Source organism: Campylobacter sp. CCUG 57310 (genome assembly GCF_013201975.1).
Classification (GTDB): domain Bacteria; phylum Campylobacterota; class Campylobacteria; order Campylobacterales; family Campylobacteraceae; genus Campylobacter_A; species Campylobacter_A canis.
In genome coordinates, this window is the sequence record NZ_CP053845.1 from 1227500 (window position 1) to 1249392 (window position 21893).

26 protein-coding genes are annotated in these 21893 nt (G+C 38.2%); 13 read left to right on the forward strand and 13 right to left on the reverse strand.

Features of this window, described 5'->3' with window-relative positions; translation table 11 throughout:
* Nucleotides 1-48: 48 nt before the first annotated feature.
* On the forward strand, nucleotides 49-1809 hold the full coding sequence (gene dsbD / locus CORI_RS06100) for a protein-disulfide reductase DsbD (protein ID WP_173031232.1): 1761 nt from the start codon (nucleotides 49-51) through the stop codon (nucleotides 1807-1809).
* 253 nt (nucleotides 1810-2062) lie between these two features.
* On the opposite strand, the gene CORI_RS06105 is transcribed toward dsbD, so the two are convergent.
* Nucleotides 2063-2671, reverse strand: a complete 609-nt coding sequence (locus CORI_RS06105; protein ID WP_173031233.1) for an MBL fold metallo-hydrolase — start codon at nucleotides 2669-2671, stop codon at nucleotides 2063-2065.
* Nucleotides 2672-2794: 123 nt separating this feature from the next.
* Between CORI_RS06105 and CORI_RS06110 the strand changes: the two genes are divergently transcribed.
* The 8 genes from CORI_RS06110 to CORI_RS06145 all read left to right on the forward strand — a co-directional run bounded on the left by CORI_RS06110 (nucleotide 2795) and on the right by CORI_RS06145 (nucleotide 9392).
* On the forward strand, nucleotides 2795-3550 hold the full coding sequence (locus CORI_RS06110) for an NAD+ synthase (RefSeq protein WP_173031234.1): 756 nt from the start codon (nucleotides 2795-2797) through the stop codon (nucleotides 3548-3550).
* A 17-nt stretch (nucleotides 3551-3567) separates the two neighbouring features.
* Nucleotides 3568-4701, forward strand: coding sequence for a DegT/DnrJ/EryC1/StrS aminotransferase family protein (locus CORI_RS06115; protein WP_169942393.1), 1134 nt, complete (start codon nucleotides 3568-3570; stop codon nucleotides 4699-4701).
* Nucleotides 4694-5605: a tetraacyldisaccharide 4'-kinase gene (locus CORI_RS06120; protein ID WP_173031235.1), complete on the forward strand. Its 912-nt coding sequence runs from the start codon at nucleotides 4694-4696 to the stop codon at nucleotides 5603-5605. The genes CORI_RS06115 and CORI_RS06120 overlap by 8 nt, the downstream gene beginning before the upstream one ends.
* A gap of 36 nt (nucleotides 5606-5641) precedes the next feature.
* Complete coding sequence (gene argB / locus CORI_RS06125; protein WP_173031236.1) at nucleotides 5642-6484, forward strand: acetylglutamate kinase; 843 nt, start codon at nucleotides 5642-5644, stop codon at nucleotides 6482-6484.
* Complete coding sequence (gene cutA / locus CORI_RS06130) at nucleotides 6481-6789, forward strand: divalent cation tolerance protein CutA (RefSeq protein ID WP_173031237.1); 309 nt, start codon at nucleotides 6481-6483, stop codon at nucleotides 6787-6789. The genes argB and cutA overlap by 4 nt, the downstream gene beginning before the upstream one ends.
* The gene (thrC, locus tag CORI_RS06135) at nucleotides 6786-8252 is read left to right on the forward strand and encodes a threonine synthase (RefSeq protein ID WP_173031238.1); all 1467 of its coding nucleotides are present in this window, start codon (nucleotides 6786-6788) and stop codon (nucleotides 8250-8252) included. The genes cutA and thrC overlap by 4 nt, the downstream gene beginning before the upstream one ends.
* Nucleotides 8249-8962 carry a 3-deoxy-manno-octulosonate cytidylyltransferase gene (kdsB, locus tag CORI_RS06140; RefSeq protein WP_173031239.1) on the forward strand — a complete coding sequence of 238 codons (714 nt, stop codon included), beginning with the start codon at nucleotides 8249-8251 and terminating at the stop codon, nucleotides 8960-8962. The genes thrC and kdsB overlap by 4 nt, the downstream gene beginning before the upstream one ends.
* 67 nt (nucleotides 8963-9029) lie before the next feature.
* Nucleotides 9030-9392, forward strand: coding sequence for a nitrous oxide-stimulated promoter family protein (locus tag CORI_RS06145; RefSeq protein WP_173031240.1), 363 nt, complete (start codon nucleotides 9030-9032; stop codon nucleotides 9390-9392).
* 42 nt (nucleotides 9393-9434) lie between these two features.
* Here the strand turns inward: CORI_RS06145 and CORI_RS06150 are convergent, their stop codons facing one another.
* From CORI_RS06150 to CORI_RS06180, 7 genes are read right to left on the reverse strand one after another with little or no spacing between them, the layout of a single operon-like run.
* Nucleotides 9435-9956 (reverse strand): PaaI family thioesterase, encoded by a 522-nt coding sequence (locus tag CORI_RS06150; RefSeq protein ID WP_173031241.1) that lies wholly within the window; start codon nucleotides 9954-9956, stop codon nucleotides 9435-9437.
* 8 nt (nucleotides 9957-9964) lie between these two features.
* Nucleotides 9965-10858 carry a tRNA 5-methoxyuridine(34)/uridine 5-oxyacetic acid(34) synthase CmoB gene (gene cmoB, locus CORI_RS06155; RefSeq protein WP_173031242.1) on the reverse strand — a complete coding sequence of 298 codons (894 nt, stop codon included), beginning with the start codon at nucleotides 10856-10858 and terminating at the stop codon, nucleotides 9965-9967.
* The gene (locus tag CORI_RS06160) at nucleotides 10855-11025 is read right to left on the reverse strand and encodes a hypothetical protein (protein ID WP_254064895.1); all 171 of its coding nucleotides are present in this window, start codon (nucleotides 11023-11025) and stop codon (nucleotides 10855-10857) included. Before CORI_RS06160 ends, cmoB begins: the two co-directional genes overlap by 4 nt.
* 19 nt (nucleotides 11026-11044) lie before the next feature.
* The gene (locus CORI_RS06165; protein ID WP_173031244.1) at nucleotides 11045-11272 is read right to left on the reverse strand and encodes a hypothetical protein; all 228 of its coding nucleotides are present in this window, start codon (nucleotides 11270-11272) and stop codon (nucleotides 11045-11047) included.
* Nucleotides 11269-12291, reverse strand: a complete 1023-nt coding sequence (locus tag CORI_RS06170; protein ID WP_173031245.1) for a DHH family phosphoesterase — start codon at nucleotides 12289-12291, stop codon at nucleotides 11269-11271. Before CORI_RS06170 ends, CORI_RS06165 begins: the two co-directional genes overlap by 4 nt.
* Nucleotides 12292-12300: 9 nt before the next feature.
* Nucleotides 12301-14463: a flagellar biosynthesis protein FlhA gene (flhA, locus tag CORI_RS06175; RefSeq protein WP_173031246.1), complete on the reverse strand. Its 2163-nt coding sequence runs from the start codon at nucleotides 14461-14463 to the stop codon at nucleotides 12301-12303.
* Nucleotides 14464-14465: 2 nt separating this feature from the next.
* Nucleotides 14466-14870 carry an Rrf2 family transcriptional regulator gene (locus tag CORI_RS06180; RefSeq protein ID WP_172197900.1) on the reverse strand — a complete coding sequence of 135 codons (405 nt, stop codon included), beginning with the start codon at nucleotides 14868-14870 and terminating at the stop codon, nucleotides 14466-14468.
* Between the two features lie 138 nt (nucleotides 14871-15008).
* On the opposite strand from CORI_RS06180, the gene rpsO reads away from it, so the two are divergent.
* The gene (gene rpsO / locus CORI_RS06185) at nucleotides 15009-15281 is read left to right on the forward strand and encodes a 30S ribosomal protein S15 (RefSeq protein WP_169942968.1); all 273 of its coding nucleotides are present in this window, start codon (nucleotides 15009-15011) and stop codon (nucleotides 15279-15281) included.
* Between the two features lie 46 nt (nucleotides 15282-15327).
* Here rpsO and CORI_RS06190 read toward each other — a convergent pair whose 3' ends face one another.
* Together CORI_RS06190 and CORI_RS06195 are read right to left on the reverse strand one after the other, a co-directional pair.
* Complete coding sequence (locus tag CORI_RS06190) at nucleotides 15328-15519, reverse strand: hypothetical protein (protein ID WP_173031247.1); 192 nt, start codon at nucleotides 15517-15519, stop codon at nucleotides 15328-15330.
* A complete protein-coding gene (locus CORI_RS06195; RefSeq protein ID WP_169942380.1) occupies nucleotides 15512-15766 on the reverse strand; it encodes a DNA-binding transcriptional regulator in 255 nt (84 codons plus the stop codon). Before CORI_RS06195 ends, CORI_RS06190 begins: the two co-directional genes overlap by 8 nt.
* A 316-nt stretch (nucleotides 15767-16082) precedes the next feature.
* Here CORI_RS06195 and CORI_RS06200 point away from each other — a divergent pair, with 316 nt between their 5' ends.
* From CORI_RS06200 to dnaK, 3 genes are all read left to right on the forward strand, one after another.
* Entirely contained in the window at nucleotides 16083-16874 is a 792-nt protein-coding gene (locus tag CORI_RS06200) for an HrcA family transcriptional regulator (RefSeq protein ID WP_173031248.1), read from the forward strand.
* Complete coding sequence (grpE, locus tag CORI_RS06205) at nucleotides 16871-17395, forward strand: nucleotide exchange factor GrpE (RefSeq protein WP_169942376.1); 525 nt, start codon at nucleotides 16871-16873, stop codon at nucleotides 17393-17395. The genes CORI_RS06200 and grpE overlap by 4 nt, the downstream gene beginning before the upstream one ends.
* Before the next feature lie 131 nt (nucleotides 17396-17526).
* Nucleotides 17527-19410 (forward strand): molecular chaperone DnaK, encoded by a 1884-nt coding sequence (gene dnaK / locus CORI_RS06210; RefSeq protein WP_173031249.1) that lies wholly within the window; start codon nucleotides 17527-17529, stop codon nucleotides 19408-19410.
* Nucleotides 19411-19508: 98 nt separating this feature from the next.
* Here the strand turns inward: dnaK and CORI_RS06215 are convergent, their stop codons facing one another.
* From CORI_RS06215 to hisD, 3 genes are all read right to left on the reverse strand, one after another.
* Entirely contained in the window at nucleotides 19509-19646 is a 138-nt protein-coding gene (locus CORI_RS06215; RefSeq protein ID WP_173031250.1) for a hypothetical protein, read from the reverse strand.
* 136 nt (nucleotides 19647-19782) lie between these two features.
* On the reverse strand, nucleotides 19783-20535 hold the full coding sequence (locus CORI_RS06220; RefSeq protein ID WP_173031251.1) for a flagellin: 753 nt from the start codon (nucleotides 20533-20535) through the stop codon (nucleotides 19783-19785).
* 49 nt (nucleotides 20536-20584) lie between these two features.
* Nucleotides 20585-21892 carry a histidinol dehydrogenase gene (gene hisD, locus CORI_RS06225; protein ID WP_173031252.1) on the reverse strand — a complete coding sequence of 436 codons (1308 nt, stop codon included), beginning with the start codon at nucleotides 21890-21892 and terminating at the stop codon, nucleotides 20585-20587.
* Between the last annotated feature and the right edge of the window lies 1 nt (nucleotide 21893).

Below are 21893 nucleotides of genomic sequence, written 5' to 3' on the forward strand. Positions count from 1 at the left end.
CTTTATATTATTCTTGTAAAATACGACTAGAAATTTTTAAGGACAAATATGTTTAAAAAAGCGATTTTTTCTATATTTTTACTTATCGTATCAGCCTTTGGAGATCCGCTTTCGGTTGCCGAAGCTTTTGGATTAAGCGCGAAAACCGACAGCCAAAATGTCGAATTTAGGTTTGATCTGGCAAAAGATATATACGTATATAAGGACACATTAAAAGTAATCAGCAAAGGCAAGACACTAAACGATCAGCTAAATTTGCCAAATTTTATAAACGACGGCAGTTTTGACGTATATCCTGAAAAATTTAGCTTATTTGTGCCTATAAGTTTGCTTAAAGAGATAAATCAAAGCGACAGCTTTAATATCACGCTTGAGTATCAAGGTTGCGCCAAAAACGGCATTTGTTACCAACCGCAAGTAAATAATTACAACGTATCAAGCGGCTTAAGCGGATACAAAATAGCGTTAATTCCAAAAGATGGCGATACGACCGTAGCCTCTAGCCTGCCTGGCGAAAGCGACTTATCCGAGCAAGACAGCATCGCTAAAAATTTAAGCGACAAAGGGTTTGTTTTATCGCTTATTACCTTTTTTGGATATGGAATTTTACTTTCGCTTACCCCTTGTATATTTCCTATGATACCGATACTTTCAAGCATTATCGTATCCAAATCAGGAGACAAACTAAACGCTAAACGCGGATTTTGGCTTTCATTTATCTATGTCTTTGCCATGGCTTTAGCCTACGCGGTAGCGGGTATAGTAGCAAGTATCTTTGGTGCGGGACTTAGCGGCATGCTACAAACTCCTGCGGTGCTTATCGGCTTTAGCTTGGTCTTTGTTGCACTTGCTCTATCGATGTTTGGACTTTACGAGCTTCAAATGCCTTTAAAAATCCAAAATTTACTCAACAAAAAAGCCGAAAATAAAGACGGAATTATAGGAATTTTCATCATGGGATTTTTATCCGCTCTCATTGCAAGTCCATGCGTCGCAGCACCTCTTGCGGGCGTGCTTCTTTATATAGCGCAAAGCGGAAATGTGCTCTTTGGCGGATCGGCTCTATTTATCATGGGGCTTGGCATGGGTGTACCGCTTCTAATCATCGGTGCAAGCTCGGGCAAACTGCTTCCAAGACCGGGAATTTGGATGGATAACATTAAAAGACTCTTTGGCTTTATCATGATATTTATGGCTATATGGCTTAGCGCGCGAGTACTTGGCTCTAAGATAGAATTCTTACTTTACGGGATCACAGGAGTATTTATGAGCGTATATTTTGGAGCTTTTGACAGCACAAATGAAAACAGCAGCTCCGGTAAAAAGGCTCTTAAATCGGTATCTCTAATCCTATTTATATACGCATTCATACTTATCATAGGCTCTTTTACGGGAGCGAAGTCGCTTGCAAATCCCCTTGCAAATTTCGGCACATCGGGAGCTATAAATAACAAAGAGGCAAAATTTATCAGCGTATCAAACGTAAATGAGCTTGAAAATGCGATAAAAAGCTCAAGCAAGCCGGTTATGATTGATTTTTACGCTACTTGGTGCGTAAGCTGCAACGAACTTGACGAGATAACATTTAAGGAGCAAGCGGTATTAAGCAGGCTTGAAAATTTAACTTTAATACGAGTAGATGTTACTAAAGGAAGCAAAGAAGACAACGAACTCATGAATAAATTCGGGCTTATAGGTCCGCCTGCGCTGATATTTTACAAAGGCGAGGAGGAGCTAAAAAGTGCAAGAGTTATAGGTTTTTATCCGCCTGAGAAATTTTTGGCCCACTTGGATAAATTTAATCTTTAGTCTAAGGAATTTAAGACAAAAATTCAGAAGCAAATTAAAAGTGCCTCCGCACAAAAGTCATAAATTTATGACTTAAATTTGACTTTGAAATATATCACAACACAAACTTAAATTACTAGCGGCATATGTTTAAAATTAACGTCCTTTCATCTGAATGGATTATTCAAAATCTGCCAAGGCTCTTAAAATACCAAATAGTATCACTCAAATCAATAAAACAAATCCTAATCAGTAGATAAACCGCAAACGAAATTTATCTCATACTTCTAAGCCAAAGAGGCAAATTGGATTGCTCATTTTTTAAAGTAGTAGCTCCGCCATGCCCAGGAAAAAGCTCAAAGTCACCGCTCATGCCAAGACATTTCTCAAGGCTTTTTTTCATATCGTTTTCATTTGAATAGGGAAAATCATAACGCCCTATCGAGCGATAAAATAAAAAATCCCCGCTAAATATCACGTCATCAACTCTTACCATCGAACATCCGGGAGTATGGCCCGGAAAATGCAGATAAGATATATCAAATTCTCCGATTTTAAAGCTCACGTCTTCAAATTTAACGCCGCCTACCGTTACGGCATCGCTCATAGTCTCGTATCCTTCACCGAAAATATCTCTTTGAAGCATGAAATTATCGTCCTTATGAATATACACGTCAATATTAAATAAATTTTTTAAGCTAACGTTTGAAAAAATATGATCTGAATGTCCGTGAGTATTAAGTATGGCGATAGGATTTTTTACATTTTCGGTTACAAATTTAAAGGCGTTTTCGCCAGGGTCAATGATGAGCTCAAAGCCGTTTTTAGAAACTATATAGCAATTTGTCTGGTATGAGCCGCAAGATTTAAATAACACTTTCATCTAAAAATTCTTTAATGTAAAATAAATATAATTTTTATTGTATATTTTTTAAGCTTAAAAGATTTTTTTATAAAAAAATAAGTATAATGCTAAAGAATAAATTAAATACTTGGTAATAAATATATGAAAGATTATAATCAGATCAGCTCTAAGTTACAAATTTTCTTATCTGACTACCTTGCAAAAAGCGGAGCGGAGAATTTTGTCATCGGTATTAGCGGAGGTATCGATTCAGCAGTTGTAGCAACGCTTTGTAAGATGGTTAAGCCTAAAAATACTTACGCTCTTATAATGCCTACTAAATTTTCAAACGAAGATAATTTAAAAGACGCCCTAACGCTTTGCAAAAAGCTTGACATCGGCCATAAGATCATAAATATCCAGCCCATTTTAGATAGCTTTAGCGGTAGCATAGGCGAAAAACTATCGAATTTAAGAAGCGGAAATTTAGCCGCCAGGGTTAGAATGAGCTTGCTTTATGACTATTCGGCAAGCATAAACGCTTTGGTAGTAGGCACAACAAACAAAAGCGAACTAATGCTTGGATATAGCACTATCCATGGAGATTTGGCATGTGCTTTAAACCCTATCGGAGAACTTTTTAAAACCGAAATTTTTGAATTTGCGAGATTTTTAGGAGTAGATGAAGGTATCATCACAAAACCGCCTTCGGCAGACTTTTATGAGGGTCAAACGGACGAAGGAGATATGGGATATGAATACGAAAAAATCGATAAGGTTTTAATAGATATAGAAAAAAAAGAGAGCAAAAAAAAGCTGTTAGGCAAATTTGACAACGCGCTTGTAAATATGATACTTACAAGAATATCAAAAAACAAATTTAAGCTTAGCATGCCACCGATTGCCAAGATAAACTAAATTAAGGAGTTGAAATTATGGAGGAAATTACATTTTACAAGCCATCTATCGACGAAAAAGAGATAGAGCTTATAAAAGAAGCCCTTAAGGACAACGGAGCTTCTATGATTAGTAGGTTTGAAGCGGAGCTTAAGAAGTATTTTGGCGTAAAACATGCGGTAACGACAAACAACGGAACGGCAGCACACCATCTTGCGCTTTGCTCTATCGATCTAAAACGCGGAGATAAGCTTATATGTTCGGTAAATTCAACTCCAAGCGTAGCGCAATCAATCAGGCATTTTGACGCCGAGCCGATATTTGTAGATGTAAACGAAGATGATTTTAACATGAATCCAAATTCGCTAAGAGATGTCCTTAAAGTAAATAACCACAAAAAGCTAAAGGGCATATTTGTAAATCACGTAGCGGGTCAAGCTACCGATATGGATGAAATTTACGATATAGCTAACGAATACGGCATAAAGGTATTTGACGACGCAGGCAAAGGCATAGGACTTACCTATAAAGATAAGAAAATAGGCTCTACGGACGACTCCTCACTTGCTTGCTTTAGTATTCATTCTCAGCTTACAAATCCGATCGCAACTGCCGGCTTTATGGTAACAAATGACGATAATATCGCAGAAAGAGCTAAGCTGCTTAGAAATCACGCCATCATAAACGGCATTGATAAAGACGGAAATTTAAGCTATATATACGATGTGGTTGATATCGGCGTTAAATACGATCTTACGGCACTTTGCGCAGCTTATGCGATGGGTCAATTCGGTAAAAACGATAAATTTATCAAAAGACGCCAAGAGATAGCTAAAATTTACGATGAACAGCTAAAAGACTGCCCGCACATCACGACTCCGATTAAAAAACGAGATCATACCTACGTGCAATACATCATAAAAGTCGATAAAAATCGCGATAGCTTTGCTAAAGAGCTACTTGAAAACGGTATTCACACTTCGCTTCATCATATACCGATGCATCTTTTAAGCTATTACAAAAACAAATACGCACTTAAAGTAAATGCTTATCCAAACGCGCTTAAAGTCTATCAGCAAGTGCTTTCATTGCCGATTTATGCGGCTTTAAAAGATGAAGAGGTTTATAAAATTTGCGAAACGATAAAAGAGATAGCTAAACACCGTGTTTAAGAGGTTTGTGCATAGTTTTGCGCAGCGATATTTTTATAGTCCTGATTTAGCCTGCAAGCTTCTTGCGATACTGCTTTTACCTCTTAGCGCCATTTATTTTATAGTTATTTGGGTCAAATTTAAGCTTGCTTCTAAAAAAAATTTTGATATCCCGATAATAAGTATTGGAAATTTGACTCTTGGCGGAAGCGGAAAAACTCCCCTTTGTATAGCTATAGCAAACGAATTTGAGGGCGGTTTTATCATCCTTAGAGGATATAAGCGCGCCTCAAAAGGACTTAAACAAATTTGCATAAACGGCGAAATTTTAACCGATGTCAAAACAAGCGGCGATGAGGCGATGGAGTATGCAAAAAGCGTTAAAAACGCAAATGTCATCGTAAGCGAAAACCGCGATGAAGCCATAAATTTAGCTCGCAGTCTTAAAGCCAGATACGTCTTACTTGATGACGGCTTTTCTAAATTTCACATCAAAAAACTTAACATCCTCATTAAGCCCTCGCACGAGCCCTATTTTGATTTCGTCATACCAAGCGGTGCTTATAGATATCCTAAGAGCTTTTATACATTTGCAGACCGTATCGTGCAAGAAGGAGTTGATTTCGCTCGAGAAAGCGAGATTATTAACCCAAGCGATAGGATGGTTTTAGTTACCGCCATAGCAAATCCGGCAAGACTTAGCCCATTTTATGAAAAGTGTGTGGGACGAGAGTTCTTTGAAGATCATCATAGCTTTACCAAAGGCGAGCTTGAAGAGATTTTAAAGCGTTACAAAGCCACTTCGCTACTAGTTACCAAAAAAGATTTCGTAAAGATAGAGGAATTTGGCTTGCCGATATCCCTAATCACTCTTAAAACAACTCTTTCAAGCGATTTTAAAGAGCTTATCAAAGCTAGTCTCTAGGCAAAATTTGCTATAATCGCCCAAAAAGGATCAAATTTGCAAAAACATATCAAAACAGCCGAGATTATCGTATCCGCACTCCCGTATATACAAAAATTTAGAGATAAAATTTTTGTCATCAAATACGGTGGCGCAGCGCAAATAGACGAAAAGCTAAAAAACGACTTTGCGCGCGATGTGGTGCTGTTAAATTTAGTAGGCATAAAAGTCGTGATCGTGCACGGCGGAGGCAAAAAGATAAACTCCATGCTTGAAAAACTTGATATCAAAAGCGAATTTGTAGACGGACTAAGAGTGACCGATGAAGCGACGATGGAAGTAGTCGAGATGGTGTTAAGCGGGCTAATAAACAAAGAGATAACGGCTCTTTTAAACAAGCATGGCGCAAAAGCCATAGGCATAAGCGGAAAAGATGCTAATATGCTAAATGCGGTCAAATCACATAGCGGCAAATACGGCTTTGTGGGCGATATTACCGATGTAGATGAAAATATCGTGCTAAATTTGCTTAAAGAGGGCTTTGTGCCCGTTATCGCGCCTATCGCAACCGATAAAAACGCAAACAGCTACAACATCAACGCCGATCTTTGCGCAAGCGCGATAGCCTGCAAGCTAAAAGCCGAAAAGATAATGTTTTTAACAGATACGGCAGGGATCTTAGACGGAGAAAAAAATCTCATAAGCAAGCTTGATGAAGCAAGCATAAAAGAGCTTAAAAACTCAGGCGTAATAAGCGGAGGCATGATACCAAAAGTAGATGCCGCACTTGCTTGCGTAAAAAGCGGAGTTAAAAACTCACATATCATAGACGGCAGACTGCCCCACTCCATACTTCTTGAGCTATTTACCGATGATGGAATAGGAACAATGATAAGATGAAATTTGTGATAACTTCCTGTGATAAAAAAGGCGCAAAAAAACTTTCAAAAAAACTCATAAAGCGTAAATTCGCAGCTTGTGTAAGCGTGATAAAGGCCAAAAGCACCTATGTATGGGAAAGGGAAATTTGCTCTGAAAAAGAGAGAATTTTGCTCATAAAAACAGCTAAAAAATTTAAAAAAATAAGCAAATTTATAAAATCCAACCACAGCTACGAGCTTCCTGAAATCGCAATTATAAAAGCTGACGGTGTGCTTAAAAAATACGCAAAATGGGTTAGAAAATCGACAAAAGGCAAAAAATGAAACTTCACCAAACAAGAGCCAATGAAAATGAAAATTTAAACGCGGTTGAATTTAGCCACGCGCTTCTTGCGCCTAGTTCAAACTACGGAGGGCTTTATGCTCCGCTTAACCTGCCTAAGCTGGATGATGAATTTTTCGCGCAAGCAAAGGAGTTAAATTACGAGCAAATCGCGCTTGAGATCATTAAAAAATTTGAATTTGACGTTAAAAACGATGTCTTTGAAAAAGCCCTTAAAAGATATCTGAAATTTGACAAGCCAAACGAGCCCGTTCAGATAAGAAAAATCGGCGAAAATTTATACATAAACGAGCTTTATCACGGACCTACTAGAGCTTTTAAGGATATGGCGCTTCAGCCGTTTGGAGTGATTTTAAGCGAGCTAGCAAGATCAAAAAACGAAAACTATCTCATAATGTGCGCCACAAGCGGAGATACGGGTCCTGCTACGCTTGAAACATTTAGCGATGCTCCAAATATAAAAGTAGTCTGCCTCTACCCAAAAGACGGCACAAGCGAAGTTCAGCGCCTTCAAATGATAAACGCAAGCGCTAAAAATTTAAAAGTTATCGGCATAGAAGGCAACTTCGACGATGCACAAAGAGCGCTTAAAACGCTTTTGGCTAGCGAGAATTTCAAAACAGCCCTAAAAGAACTTGGAGTATCTCTAAGCGCTGCAAATTCGGTAAATTTCGGGCGAATTTTATTTCAGATCATATATCACGTCTATGCTTATGTATATCTTTTAAAAACAGGTGTTTTAAAAGCGCAAGAGAGTTTTGATATCATCGTACCAAGCGGAAATTTCGGCAATGCGCTTGGAGCATACTACGCTAAAAAAATGGGTGCAAAAATAGACAAAATCAAAATCGTCTCAAACGCAAATAATATCTTAACCGAATTTTTTACCACCGGCGTTTATGATCTTAGAGGCAAAACCCTTGTAAAAACCATAAGTCCGGCTATGGATATATTGATCTCATCAAACGTAGAGAGATTGCTTTTTGATAAATTTGGAGCAGTTAGAACAAAAGAGCTTATGCAAAATTTATCTCAAAACGGTCTTTACAGACTAAATTTAGATGAACTAGAAGAGCTTAAAAAAGATTTTGAAGCTGATTTTTGTAGTGATGAAGAGTGCGAAGAGATAATTAAAGAGCAAGCAATCAAAGACGTCATAATCGATCCTCACACGGCCACTTGCTTTAAGATGAGTTCAAATTTGACCCGTCCAACCATGATCACCTCTACCGCTCATTGGGTTAAATTTGCGCCAAGTATGTTTAAGGCGTGCAAAAATGAAGATCTAAAAGATGAAAAATCAGGACTTGAAGCCTTAGCAAAAGAATTTAGCGATATCGTTCCTGAGTCTATAAAGTCGCTATTTAGCTCACAAGCCGTTCATACCGACATAGCGCACAAAGATGAGATAGAAGATAAAATTCTAAACTGGATAAGGCAATGATAGTAATACCAGCTCGCCTTGCTTCAACAAGGTTTCATAATAAAATTTTACAGCCCATCAACGGCTTGCCGATGTTTATCGCAACCGCAAAAAGAGTGCAAAACGTGGATGAAATTTTAATCGCGGTTGATAATGAAGAGGTGCTTGAAATAGCTAAAAAATATGGATTTAAAGCGGTCATGACAAGCAAGGATCATCAAAGCGGAACCGACCGTATAAATGAGGCGGTTACAGTTTTAAACCTTAACAAAGACGAAATCATCATAAACGTTCAAGCCGATGAGCCTTTTATAGAGCCTGAAAATATAGCCAAATTTAAAGATTTCTGCGAAAAAAACCTAGAAAAAGCATTTATGTTTTCATGCTACAAAACTATAGACGATAAAAATGCCGACGATAAAAATCTAGTTAAAGTCGTAACCGACAAAGACGGCTTTGCACTGTATTTTTCTCGATCAAGGATTCCTTTTAACAGAAGCGAATGCAACGCTTATAAAGCGCATCTTGGCATCTACGGATACAGCGTAAAAGCGCTTAGTGAATTTTGCGCATTTAAACCCTCTTTCCTTGAGGATACGGAAAAATTAGAGCAACTAAGAGCGCTTGAAAACGGTAAAAAAATAGCCATGCTTGAAGTAAGTAGCCAAAGCATAGGTATTGACTGCGAAGAGGACTTGCAAAGAGCCTTGAACAAATTCTTAAACAAATAGCCTTGTGTTGATTTAAATTAACGATTTGCGCGATGAGATTTGCTAAATTTACGCCAAAGGAAGCAAAATGACGCAAGAAAAATTTATAGAACAAGTTAGCACAATGGCAAAGTTTTTAAGCATAAATTGCAAGGATAATCATCCAAGCGCTTTTAAAAACGAAATAAATTTAAATCTTGCATACAAAGGCGAAAATCTCAACTTTAATGTTTCTACATCACTTTGCAAAGAGTGCGAAGAGTTGTTTTACTATGCTCACGAACGCCTTAGCCAGTGTCCGCACGAAATAAAGCCAAGCTGCAGAAAGTGTCCGCATCCTTGCTACGAAAAAAGCAGATGGAAACAGATGGCAAAGATAATGAGATATAGCGGCATGAAGCTTGGACTTACTAAAATTAAAAAGATATTTGGATTATCAAGTAACCACTAGGCTATAAAATACTATTTTAACCTTTTCAATAACTCTAAACTTTTATTGCTCTTTAGACTTCTCTTCCGCTCTTCTTATAGCTCCTTGCTTTTGCAGATTATCTTTGTAAATTTTAAAGATATGATCTTCTAAAACAACTATCTGAAAAGTTCCTTCAAAAACCTTTATATCTTTAGTTCTTCCAACTACTCTTACTTCACGTTTCTTGCTTTCGCCAAAGTGAGCGTGAGCATCAAATTCTATCATCTCGTTAAGCCTAGTCGGGGCATAGAAGTGAATTTTAGCTCCTATCATCACACTGTGAGTTTCATTTACGGAAGCAAGCGCCGCATAGCTAGCCGCAGAGAATACAAATCCACCATGTATAAGCCCTTCGCTGTCCGCCACCATTTCGCTGCTAGCGAAAAAATTCGTCTTAGCGTGATTTGGCTCAAGCGCCGTAACTGTTCCGCTTAAATTTAGCTTGATATTTGGAGATGTTTTAAGTTCGTTGCGAAACGGATTTTCATCCTCGGGCAGTATTACGCTTTCTTGCACACTGTCATCAAATATATTTTCACTCATACTTTTCCTTAAATTCCAAGTTTTAGGTAAACTCTTTTTGGCGCAGGATATCCTTCGATAGTCAAATTCGGATCGTTTTCATCTAAGAAATTTTCCAAGCTCTGACCCAAAATCCAATCCGTCTTTCTCTGCTCGCTAAAATCCGTATCCTTGGTAGCTAAAATTTCAATATCCTTAAATTTAGCTCTTTCACACCAACCCGTTAGCGCATCTATAGTCGGCACAAAATATATATTTGGTATCTTTGAATATGTCTTTTTAGGGCTCAGCGCGAATTCGCCGCGCATATCTATATACATCGTATCTAAAAACACCTCGCCGCCTTTATTTAATGAGCCTTTTAGCTCTTTTAGCATTTTTACCGGATCACTTCTATGATAAAGCACTCCCAAGCAAAAAAGCGTGTCAAATTTATGCTCACAATACGGCAAATGCTCAACTCCAAGCAGCTCATAATAAATACTCGAACGCACAAAACGATTGATAAATTTAAACTGCATAAACGTATTTATGCTAGGGTCAAAGCCAATCAATTTTTTTGGCTTAAAAGGTAGCATCTTAAATAGATAATAGCCGTTATTGCACCCTATGTCGCCTACGATTTTACCCTCTAAATTCATATGTGGCTTCAAGATGTTAAATTTCACAAAACTTCGCCACTCAGAGTCGATAAAGATATCATCTATCTTAAACGGACCCTTGCGCCATGAGCGTAAATTTAGCGCCATATCCAAGATATCTTCACGCTCGCTTTCATTTAAATTTGTGCGAATTTCTACACAATCGCCGAAATTTAGTTCGCTTTCACGCTCTTTCATATCACAAATTCGCTTCCAAATTTCAGCGTTTGTTTTGCTGTGAAGCTCTTTTAAGCGTAAATTTCTGATTTCGTCTAAGTTCATTTTGGCCAATCGACTATATTTTTCGGGCAATCCTTGCGGTAAGTTCCCGTAGCGTCATAATACTCTTTACAATCATTATAATAATTCGTAGAAACTCCGCGCTCATTTACGAACAAGCATCCGCCAAGCAAAATTCCAACCGATATCAAAAGCAAAATTTGTCTCATAATGCTCATCTATTAAAATTTATTTAAAAAATTTAGTGTATTTTTTCTTCATGTATTCAATTACTTCGATGACTTCATCAACACCCTCGGCTTCACTTGTTTCAAGGGCGTCTTCAATGCACTCTATATAAGCTTCAGCTGCATCTTGCAAGCACTCTTTTTTCACGCCCGCGTAGTAAAGCATGCCCTCAAGCATGACCGAAAGTTCGTAACTTAACTCATCTATACTTAGCTCTTCTTCTCTCATTTTTGCTCCTTTTGCATAGTTTTTTTAGTTATCAGATCAACCATCTGCGCTTTGATATTTTCATAATTAAAACTATCTTTAAACGCAGCAAACAGTCCGCCGCTAGCGTTTATATGTCCACCGCCATTTACCAGATGCTTTGCCATCGCGCTTACATCAACCTTGCCGTTAGCTCTGAAACTTAGCGTTTTTTTACTCGTAACATCGATAAAAAAGTCCATATCATCATTTGCAACCAAAAAATCATTGCCTATCACGGAAGTATTTCCGATATTATAGGTTAAAATTCCTCTAAATTCGTTGTAGTTAATCGTAAATTTTTCTTTGTTTTCGCTTAGTAACTTCACAACATAGCTTGATATAAGGTTACTTAGCGTGTCGTCTTTGTCTGCTCTAAAAAACTCTTTTTTAAACCCAAACACAGCTTCGTCAAGTCCGATGTAGTCGTTTTTGTCGTTAAAAAACTCTCTCGCTCTTGAGATAAGGTAGCTTATATACTCAAAGCTCGCTTGCTCAAACATCACTTTATTTATCTCTTTTGCATTTGCAACAAGACCCAAGCAGACCTTGCCCATCTCAAAGTTTTCATCATCTTTAAGCCATATATCAACAGCATTTACCACATCGCTAAATTTCTTAAGACTCTCGTCAACTCCGTAAATTCCTGCAAAAAAATCATGTGTTATCTTAGTAGCGCACCTTGAGCTATCAAGGAAATACCAGCCAAATTTGCTCGCACACTCGGCTCCGCTTTGGTGATGATCAAGCAAGATCAGCTTGGCGTTTTTACCGTCAAGCGCTTTTTCGAATTCTTCGCATTGAGTAACGGTTAAATTTAAATCCGTTATCAAAACAATCGCTTTTTCGTCATTCAAATTGGCCAAAATTTCACTAAATTTCTCATCGATCTCACGCCCGTAGTTTGAGTTATAAAATTTCACATCTTTAAAATAGTGCGCCGTGATAGTCTGCGCGCCGTATCCGTCAAGATCGGTGTGAGAGAGGTGATGTATCGTCATCTTTTTCCTTTATAAATTTTCAATCTCAATCGTGCCAAGCGTTTCAAAAGGCGTATTTGGCGCAACCTCGGCGAAGCTAAGCACCACGATATCTATGCCAAAATTCGTGCAGATATCGGCTATAAATTTTCTAAGACTTGGCTCAACGCAAAGCACCATAGCTCCGTGCTCCGAAAGCGCACGTCTAGTCCTTGCGTCTCTGAGGGCTTGAACGATAGCCGAAGTTTGAGCGACATTTATCATCAAATGATAAGCTCCGTCTTTATATTGCACGGCGTCTATTAACTTTTGCTGTGCAGAAGCTTCGATAATATAAAAATTTAGCCGTCCGCTCTCATCCACATACATCGAAGTTATCGCGCGAGCCAAATTTGAGCGCACATGCTCGATGATCATGTCGATATTTTTGCTAACTTCGACTATATCGCTAAGAGATTCAAGTATGCTAAGCATATCTTTTATAGGAATCGAGTCTTTTAAAAGAGCTTTTAAAACCTTTTGTATAAGCCCGATAGGCGCTATTCTAAGCGTATCTTCAACGATAACGGGATACTCTTTTTTAAGCTTGTCAAGTAGGTTTTGCACCTCTTGACGGGTTAAAAGCTCGGCTGAATTTTGCTTGATAAGCTCGCTCATATGCGTTGATATCACGCTTGCAGGATCAACTATCGTATATCCGCTTAAGATAGCGTCTTCCTTCACGCTTGAATCAATCCACAGCGCATCAAGCCCAAATGCAGGCTCTTTAGTAGCGATTCCTTCGATAGTATCGCTAACCAGTCCGCTATCCATGGCTAGAAATTTATCCGCGTAAATTTCACCCTGACCTATCACGATGCCCTTTAGCTTAAAGCGATACTCGTTTGGCGGAAGCTGAAGATTATCTCTTATACGAATTTTTGGCATTAAAAAGCCAAGCTGGGTAGCGATATTACGCCGCATAGCACGAATTCTCTCTATCAGATCGTTATCGGCTAGTTTTAGCAATCCATAACCAAGATCAAGCTCTAAAATTTCAAGCTTTAATATATCATTTATCTTCGCTTCCTCTTCGCGCGCTATCTCCTCATCGCTCTTTTTAGGAATTTTTTGAGTAGCGGCTTGCTGAGCGTTTTGCTCTTGCGTGGCCTGTGTTTTTGAAGCCGGCAAGATAGAAATTTTACCCTCTTGCGTCTGCTTCATAACGTATCCGATACCCAAAAAAAGCAGTCCCATAAAGCCAAGTGAAAGTGTAGGAAGTCCCGGAACCAAAGCAAACATAAACAGTATAAAGCCAACAATCAGCAAAGTTTTGTATTCCCCCAAAAGTTGAGTTAGCACTCCCTCTGCGAAATTTTCTTCATCTTTACTAGCTCTGGTTATGATGATAGCGGTTGCGGTTGATGTGATGAGTCCCGGAATTTGACTTACAAGCCCGTCTCCTATGGTAAGTATAGTGTATGTCTGAGCCGCGCTTGCCATGTCCATATCATGCTGAAAAGCTCCGATCAAAAAGCCGCCGATGATATTTATAAGAGTGATGATAATGCCCGCTACGGCGCCACCTTTTATAAATTTAGACGAACCGTCCATCGCTCCGTAGAAATTCGCTTCGGCGATTATTGATTCGCGCCTTTCGCGCGCTGTTTTTTCATCGATGAGTCCCGCATTAAGATCTGCATCTATAGCCATCTGCTTGCCGGGCATCGCATCAAGAGTAAAGCGAGCCTGAACTTCCGAAACGCGAGTAGAGCCCTTGGTAACGACCATAAAATTTATAAGCACTAAAATAGTAAAAACGATAATACCGATTACGTAGTTGCCGCCTACGACAAACTGCCCAAAGCTTGAAATAATCTCACTAACCGCGTCAGGACCGTTGTGTCCTTCGCTTAATATCATTCTTGTCGTTGCGATATTTAAAGAAAGCCGAAAGAGCGTAACGATAAGAATTAGCGTCGGAAAGGTGCTAAGGTCGGTAGGTTTTGGTATGTAAACCGAGATTAAAATTATCAAAACCGAGATAGACAATGAAAGCGCAAGGAAAAAATCAAGCACCGCACTTGGAAGCGGAACTATGATAATAGCTAAAATCGCCATTATCACACCTACAATCGCTAGACCCTTAAGCCTTAATATAGGCTCGATAAACGGCGCAACTAAAGTTATGATATTACGTTTTTTTTGAGCCAAGGCTACTTCTTAATGATGTGTGACAGTTTTATCGTGTCTAAAAAATCATCGATTTGAATTTGAAGAGTGTTAAACGTCGACCAAATTTTACACATAGCGCCTTGATTGCTAGGGCAATCCTCAAGCGACGAAGAGCACTCAAATACTGCTGTTTTGCGCTTTTCCGCGCTTTCAAATATACGCTTAATGCTTATATTTTCAGGAGCATCGGCCAGCAAAAAGCCTCCGTTTGCGCCCTTAAAAGATATCAAAATTTTCTCTCTGGCAAGTCCTTGTAAAATTTTTGCTAAAAAACTTTTTGAAATTCCAAGCTCGTTTGACATCGTATCGACATCCACGGGAGAGTCCTTTTGAGAGATGTATATAAGCGAGAGCAAAGCGTATTCGCTGGCTTTTGTAAAAAGCACAAATTCTCCTTTTTTGGTTGTATTTTATAAAAAACTATCTGCAAATTTGATTAAATAGTAATTTTTGAGATATTTTAGCAAATTTTTAAATTTTATGATATAATCGGCTTTTTTAATTTCACCAATCAGGAGGTCATTATGGCTTTGGATTCGGCTAAAAAAGCAGAAATAGTTGCGAAATTCGCCAGAAAAGAAAACGACACAGGTTCACCTGAGGTTCAAATAGCGCTCTTAAGTGCGAGAATTGCTGAGCTTACAGAGCACTTGAAAGTATTTAAGAAGGATTTTTCTTCAAGACTTGGTCTTTTAAAACTAGTCGGTCGTAGAAAACGTCTTTTAAAATATCTTAAAAACAAAGACTATACAGCGTATTCAAAACTTATAGCTGAGCTTAATTTAAGAGATAAATAATCAATAAGCCTCTTTTGAGGCTTTCTTCATTCAAAACCTATATATTTTATTTTGATCTAAAAACAAGATTCTTTAAATTTATATTTTTATTTACTCCGTTTTTCATTTTATCAAAAAATATAACTATCTTTTTATGTGACCACTCATAGATGTTTTTAAATTTTGATCCTCTGTTTGCATAAATTGCCGCAAAAACCTCTTCAAGCTGGGCTCTTTCTTTTTGTGTTAATCTATCCATCTAAATTTCCTATCAATTTTCTTATTTTTTTAACTACATACACGACATCTTCATCATCAAGCTCACAAAGAAGCTGACACACTGCGATAGCGGCTTGAGGCTTTGAAATTCCAAGCTTCCAATCCTGATAAGTTCTCATTGATACTCCAAGGCGTTTTGCCATTTGGGCTTGTGAAATTTTTTTACCCATATTTTTTGATTCGACAGCATTGTGCAACAAATTAAAAATATCACTTATCTCTACCATTGTGTAATTATACATTTTATATTATTAAATATACATAAATTATTATAATATAATGAAAATAATTTATATAAAATCTATTTTATATTATATAATATATTTTATTTATATTATTTTATACATTATTTCGTATAAATTTATTTAAATATATACAAATTTGATAAATCTAATATCCAAAAGACAATACTTTCCTTGTTAATTAAAATATGAGCATATAAGGCTAAAGTTATCTAAATAAAATCTTTTAATTTAAATACTTGACAATATCTAACTCAATATTGTATAATGCTTCTAGCAATTAAAATAAAAGAGTGCTAATATGATAAAAACCAGCAAGAGAGATTTGATACTGCAATCTATCATAAAAGCTTATTTGAATGACAATTCACCGATTGGTTCAAGCGAGCTTTGCTCTCGTATGTCAGTAGCGATTCCAGCTTCGACTATCAGGGTTTATTTTAAAAAACTATCAGATGAAGGAGCCATCACACAGCTTCATATAAGTGGAGGAAGGATACCTACCGCTTCAACTATGAACGCATATTGGCAAACTCATCTTAGCTTTGACAAAGGGCTTGAAATTTCAGATGAGTATTTTTTGAAAGAACTCGCCAGAGATTTTGAGATTTATTGTATGATTTACGGCAATAAGTATCAAATTTTAGAAGAAATTTTGAACTTAAACGATAGATTTTTAGTTTTAAATTTTAGTAGTGACGAGATTGCTCTTAAATTTGATCGTAGAGTCGAGAAATTTTTAAACAATCTTTTAGGAATTAGCTTGGATAGACTTGAGGAGATAGCGTCTCAAGTAGGATTAAACGAGCTTAAAAACAGAATCAAAGAGTTAAAGAGGACGAAAATTTATTTTCAGGAAAATGAAAAAATAGTCTTTAGTATGTTTAAAGACGAGAGATTTAAAATGATATTAGATCCCGGCTTTGAGCGGTTAATGGGCTCAAATTTAGCGTTTTCTCCGCTTTTTGACGACGGATATATCGGTATCAAGCAGGACGTAAAATATCTTGGCGATGAGGCTAAGATGATTTGTGCGGGAAGCGTTTATACGGATTATGAAAAATTTTTTAACTATATAAAGGATGCGGCATGAGTGAAGAGATAAAAGCACAAGATCTAATACCTGATGAAGGTAGCGATGAGAGCATTAGCTTTGGCGATGATAATCTAAAAAATCTTGAACTTCAAAAGCAAATTGATGAGCTAACGGATAAGTATTACAGAGCCAATGCTGATTTTGAAAATATCAAAAAACGCTTTGAAAAAGAAAAAGTTGATCTAGTAAATTATGCTAACGAAAAATTTGCAAGAGATCTTTTGCCGGTGATTGATGCTCTGGAAATGGCGGCGAATTTCAACCCGGAAGGCGATGAATTTGCAGCCAAAATCAAAGAGGGCATCAATATCACCATAGACCAGTTTAAAAAATGCTTTGAAAAGCACGGCGTAACGGCTATTAGCACGGACGGCGAATTTGATCCGAATGTGCACAATGCCATGATGAGGGTTGAAAGCGATGCTCACGAAAGCGGTGCGATCGTGCAAGTGATACAAAAAGGCTACCTTATAAACGGTAGAATTTTGCGTCCTGCAATGGTTTCTGTGGCTAAGTGATTTAGCTTAGTGTCAAAGATTAATGCTTAGTTGAAAAACGCGTTAAATTTAAGCTAAAGTTGCGCTAAATTTTAAAAATAGCGAAAATATAAAATAAAATTGAAATAAAAATCTAAAATAAAGGAAAAACAATGGGAAAAGTTATAGGAATAGACCTTGGTACGACAAACTCTTGCGTAAGTGTCTATGAGCGAGGTGAGAGCAAGGTTATACAAAACAAAGAGGGCAAAAACACAACTCCTTCTGTTGTGGCATTTACAGATAAAGGAGAGGTTTTAGTAGGCGACAGCGCAAAACGTCAAGCGGTTACAAACCCTGAAAAGACCATCTACTCTATAAAAAGAATTATGGGTCTTATGAGCAATGAAGATGCCGCAAAAGAGGCTAAAACTCGCTTGCCATATCATGTTGTGGATAGAAACGGTGCTTGCGCTATCGAGATAGCAGGCAAGGTATATACCCCGCAAGAAATTTCGGCTAAAGTCTTAATGAAGCTAAAAGAAGATGCAGAAGCGTATCTTGGAGAGAGCGTTGTAGATGCTGTTATAACAGTACCTGCTTACTTTAACGATAGCCAAAGAAAAGCAACAAAAGAAGCAGGCACGATAGCGGGACTAAACGTGCTTCGTATCATAAACGAGCCTACGGCAGCCGCTCTTGCATACGGGCTTGACAAAAAAGAGGCTGAAAAAATAGTAGTTTATGACCTTGGTGGCGGTACTTTTGACGTAACGGTTCTTGAAACAGGCGATAACGTAGTAGAGGTTCTTTCAACAGGCGGTAATGCGTTCTTGGGAGGCGATGACTTTGATAATCGCTTGATAGATTGGCTAGCTGACGAGTTCAAAAAAGAAAACGGAATCGATCTAAAAGGCGATGTAATGGCGCTTCAAAGACTAAAAGAAGCTGCCGAAAACGCCAAAAAAGAGCTTAGCTCCGCTCAAGAAACAGAGATAAATTTACCATTTATCACAGCTGATGCGACAGGTCCTAAGCACCTTGTAAAAAAGCTTACAAGAGCAAAATTTGAAAGCATGATCGATGATCTTGTAGGAGAAACGATTAATAAGATTAACGAGGTTGTAAAAGAGGCGGGATTAAACAAATCCGAAGTAAAAGAGATTGTTATGGTTGGTGGTTCTACGCGCGTGCCATTAGTTCAAGAAGAGGTTAAAAAGGCTTTCGGCAAAGAGCTAAATAAATCCGTAAATCCTGATGAAGTGGTTGCCATAGGTGCGGCGATACAAGGTGCGGTTATCAAAGGCGACGTAAAAGACGTATTGCTTCTTGACGTTACTCCGCTAAGCCTTGGTATCGAAACACTTGGCGGCGTGATGACAAAAATTATAGAAAAAGGCACAACTATACCTGTTAAGAAAAACCAAGTGTTCTCAACAGCCGAAGATAATCAAAGTGCAGTTACCATACATGTGCTTCAAGGCGAGAGAGAATTTGGAAGAGATAATAAATCTCTTGGACAATTCAACCTTGAAGGAATCCCACCTGCACCTCGCGGAGTGCCTCAAATAGAGGTTGAATTTGACATTGACGCAAACGGAATTTTAACTGTTTCAGCTAAAGATAAGGCGACAGGTAAAGCTCAAAACATCACGATTTCGGGTTCAAGCGGACTAAGTGATGACGAGATAAACAAGATGGTAAAAGACGCAGAGCTTCATAAAGAAGATGATAAAAAACGCAAAGAGGCGGTTGAGGCAAGAAATCAAGCCGATTCACTAGCTCACCAAACAGAAAAGAGCCTAAACGAGCTTGGAGATAAAATTTCAGGCGAAGATAGAGCAAATATCGAAAGCGCTTTAAATTCGTTAAAAGAGACTCTAAAAGATGAAAACGCAAACAAAGAGCAGATAGACGCTAAAGTAAAGGCGCTTAGCGAAGCAAGCCACAAACTAGCAGAAGCGATGTACAAAAAAGATAACGCGCAAGCCAGCGAGCAAAGCGGCGGAGCAAACAAGAAAAAAGATGACGATGTAATCGATGCCGAAGTTGAATAATATAGAAATTTAAGGGGTGGTTTCGCCCCTTAAATTTTATCTCAGCTCATGCAAACCACAAATTCTTTCAAATAAGTTTTACATCGATTAAGTAAAAGTTAATCGATGTAAAATCTAGCAATATACATCTGGCTGCTCTTATCCGCATAAACAAACGGCTTGATTTCCAAGATCACCATAAGCTTTTTTCTTAAGCCTGTTACAAGTTGCACTTGCTCTCGCAACATAAAACTCATCAGAGCTCCTAACTTGAAAAAAGTGTTTTACGAGCGGCATACTATGCAAAACCGATACGCTTTTATAATCAGAATTTTATAGATGATATGAAGCAGAAATTTAAAAAATGGAGAGTTTAAACCCTCCATTTAAATTTTATCCAAGTAGCCTTGCAACTTGATTTTGTAAATTTGAAGTATTGTGAATTTGAGCGAATATAGAAGCGTTAAGCTTGATAGTGTTTGAATTCAAAGAGCCGATGTTTTTTGCTAAATCATCGTTTAATAAATTAGCTTCGCTTGCTCTTAGCGCGGTGTTTTTAGCCAAACCTGCGTTTATGCTTGAAAAAATTCCGTTTTGAGTAGAGCCTATCTCGGAGCGAAGAGAGTTGATCGAAGATATAAAATCAACCACGCTTTGCTGATCGTTTATATCCAAATTCTTTAAATTCACACTCGATAAATTCACGCTTGCGGTTTTATCTCCCGTAAAAAAGCTCAAATTTTCAGAAAATATATTTTTACCGTTAAAGCTAGCTTGCGTGATACTATCTTGCATGGATCGCGTAAGAGCATTTGCTTCTCGGGTTAGCATATTTCTTTGATCTTGATTTAGTATAGGGCTATTCATTTTAACGGATAGTTCATTTATCCTATCGGCACTTTTGGTTATGTTTTCAAGCGTAGAATCCGCTATCTGAAGTATCGCGATAGCGTCGTTTGCATTAGCTATACCCTGCTCTAAAGCCGAACTTTGGCTTCTTAAATTATCCGCTATAATCAAATTCGCACTGTCCTCGCCGCTTATGGCACGGTTTGCCGCTATGTTGTTTAGGGCTTTTTGAGTCGCGTTTTTTGCTTGATCCAGATACTGATTTTGAGTGCTTGCAAAATTATTTCCAAGTTTCATACAAATCTCCTATTTTTTTACTCATTATACAGATAGGCTCATAAATTTCTTATAAACCAATGCCGGTTAGCTCGTTATATCTAATTTCAACCGATCGCTTATGCGCAGTCAATCCCTCAGCCTCCGCAAGCTTCATGCAAGCTTGCCCGAGCTCCGTGATGCCTTTTGCGCTAACGGATATGATAGAGCTTTTTTTAATAAAATTTTCAACACCCAAAGGCGAGTAAAATCTAGCGCTTCCTCCGGTCGGTAAAGTATGGTTTGGTCCTGCAAGATAATCGCCCATAGCCTCAGGCGTAAAATGCCCTATAAATATAGCGCCCGCATGCCTTATATCACTCATAATCTCCATAGCGTCATTTGTGGCTATCTCAAGATGTTCAACCGCCAGTTCGTTCATCAACTCAACGCACTCTTTTATATCGCGAGCTACGATAATCGCACTTTTATTCTCTATGCTGGCTCTTGCGATTGATTCTCGTTGCAAGCTTTTTAGCTCCTCGTTTATACACCTTTGAACCTGCGCGGCGAAAGCTTGGTTTGGAGTTATCAAAAACGCACTGGCAAGCTCGTCATGCTCCGCTTGACTTAGCATATCTATAGCTATATGGCGAGGATTTGCGCTCTCATCGGCTATCACCCCTATCTCACTAGGTCCCGCTATCATGTCGATATTTACTTCACCATAAACAAGCTTTTTAGCAGTGGCCACATAGATATTTCCGGGACCCGTTATCACATCTACTTTTTTTATCAAATTCGTTCCATACGCCATAGCGGCAATAGCGCTCGCTCCGCCTACTTTATAAGCCTCTTTGATGCCGCAAATATGCATCGCCGCCAAAAGCAGCTTATTTACCTTGCCTTCAACGGCAGGAGTGCACACGACTATCTGCTTAACCCCTGCAACTATGGCAGGTATAGCGTTCATAAGAAGCGAGCTTGGATACGCCGCCTTTCCACCGGGTATATAAAGCCCCGCTCTATCTACGGGCGTATATTTAGCTCCCAAAAGAACTCCTTGATCGTCCTTTTGTGTCCATGTTTGAGGAAGGCTTTTTTCATGATAAGCCTTAATGCGATCATAGGCTAAATTCAAAGCGTGTCTTAATGAATCATCTATTCCGTCATAGGCTCTTTGCATATCGACAGGATCTATTTTAAAATCCGCTTCATTTGGCTTCCAACGATCAAATTTGCCAACCTGTTCAAAAAGAGCCGCGTCGCCATTTTTTTTCACATCGTTTAAAATTTCCAAAACAACGGGAGTTACGCTTCCCATATCCATATCCGAGCGATTTACCAGCTGTTTAAAGCTATCTTTAAAATTCTCATCGCTTGTAAGTAAAAATTTCATC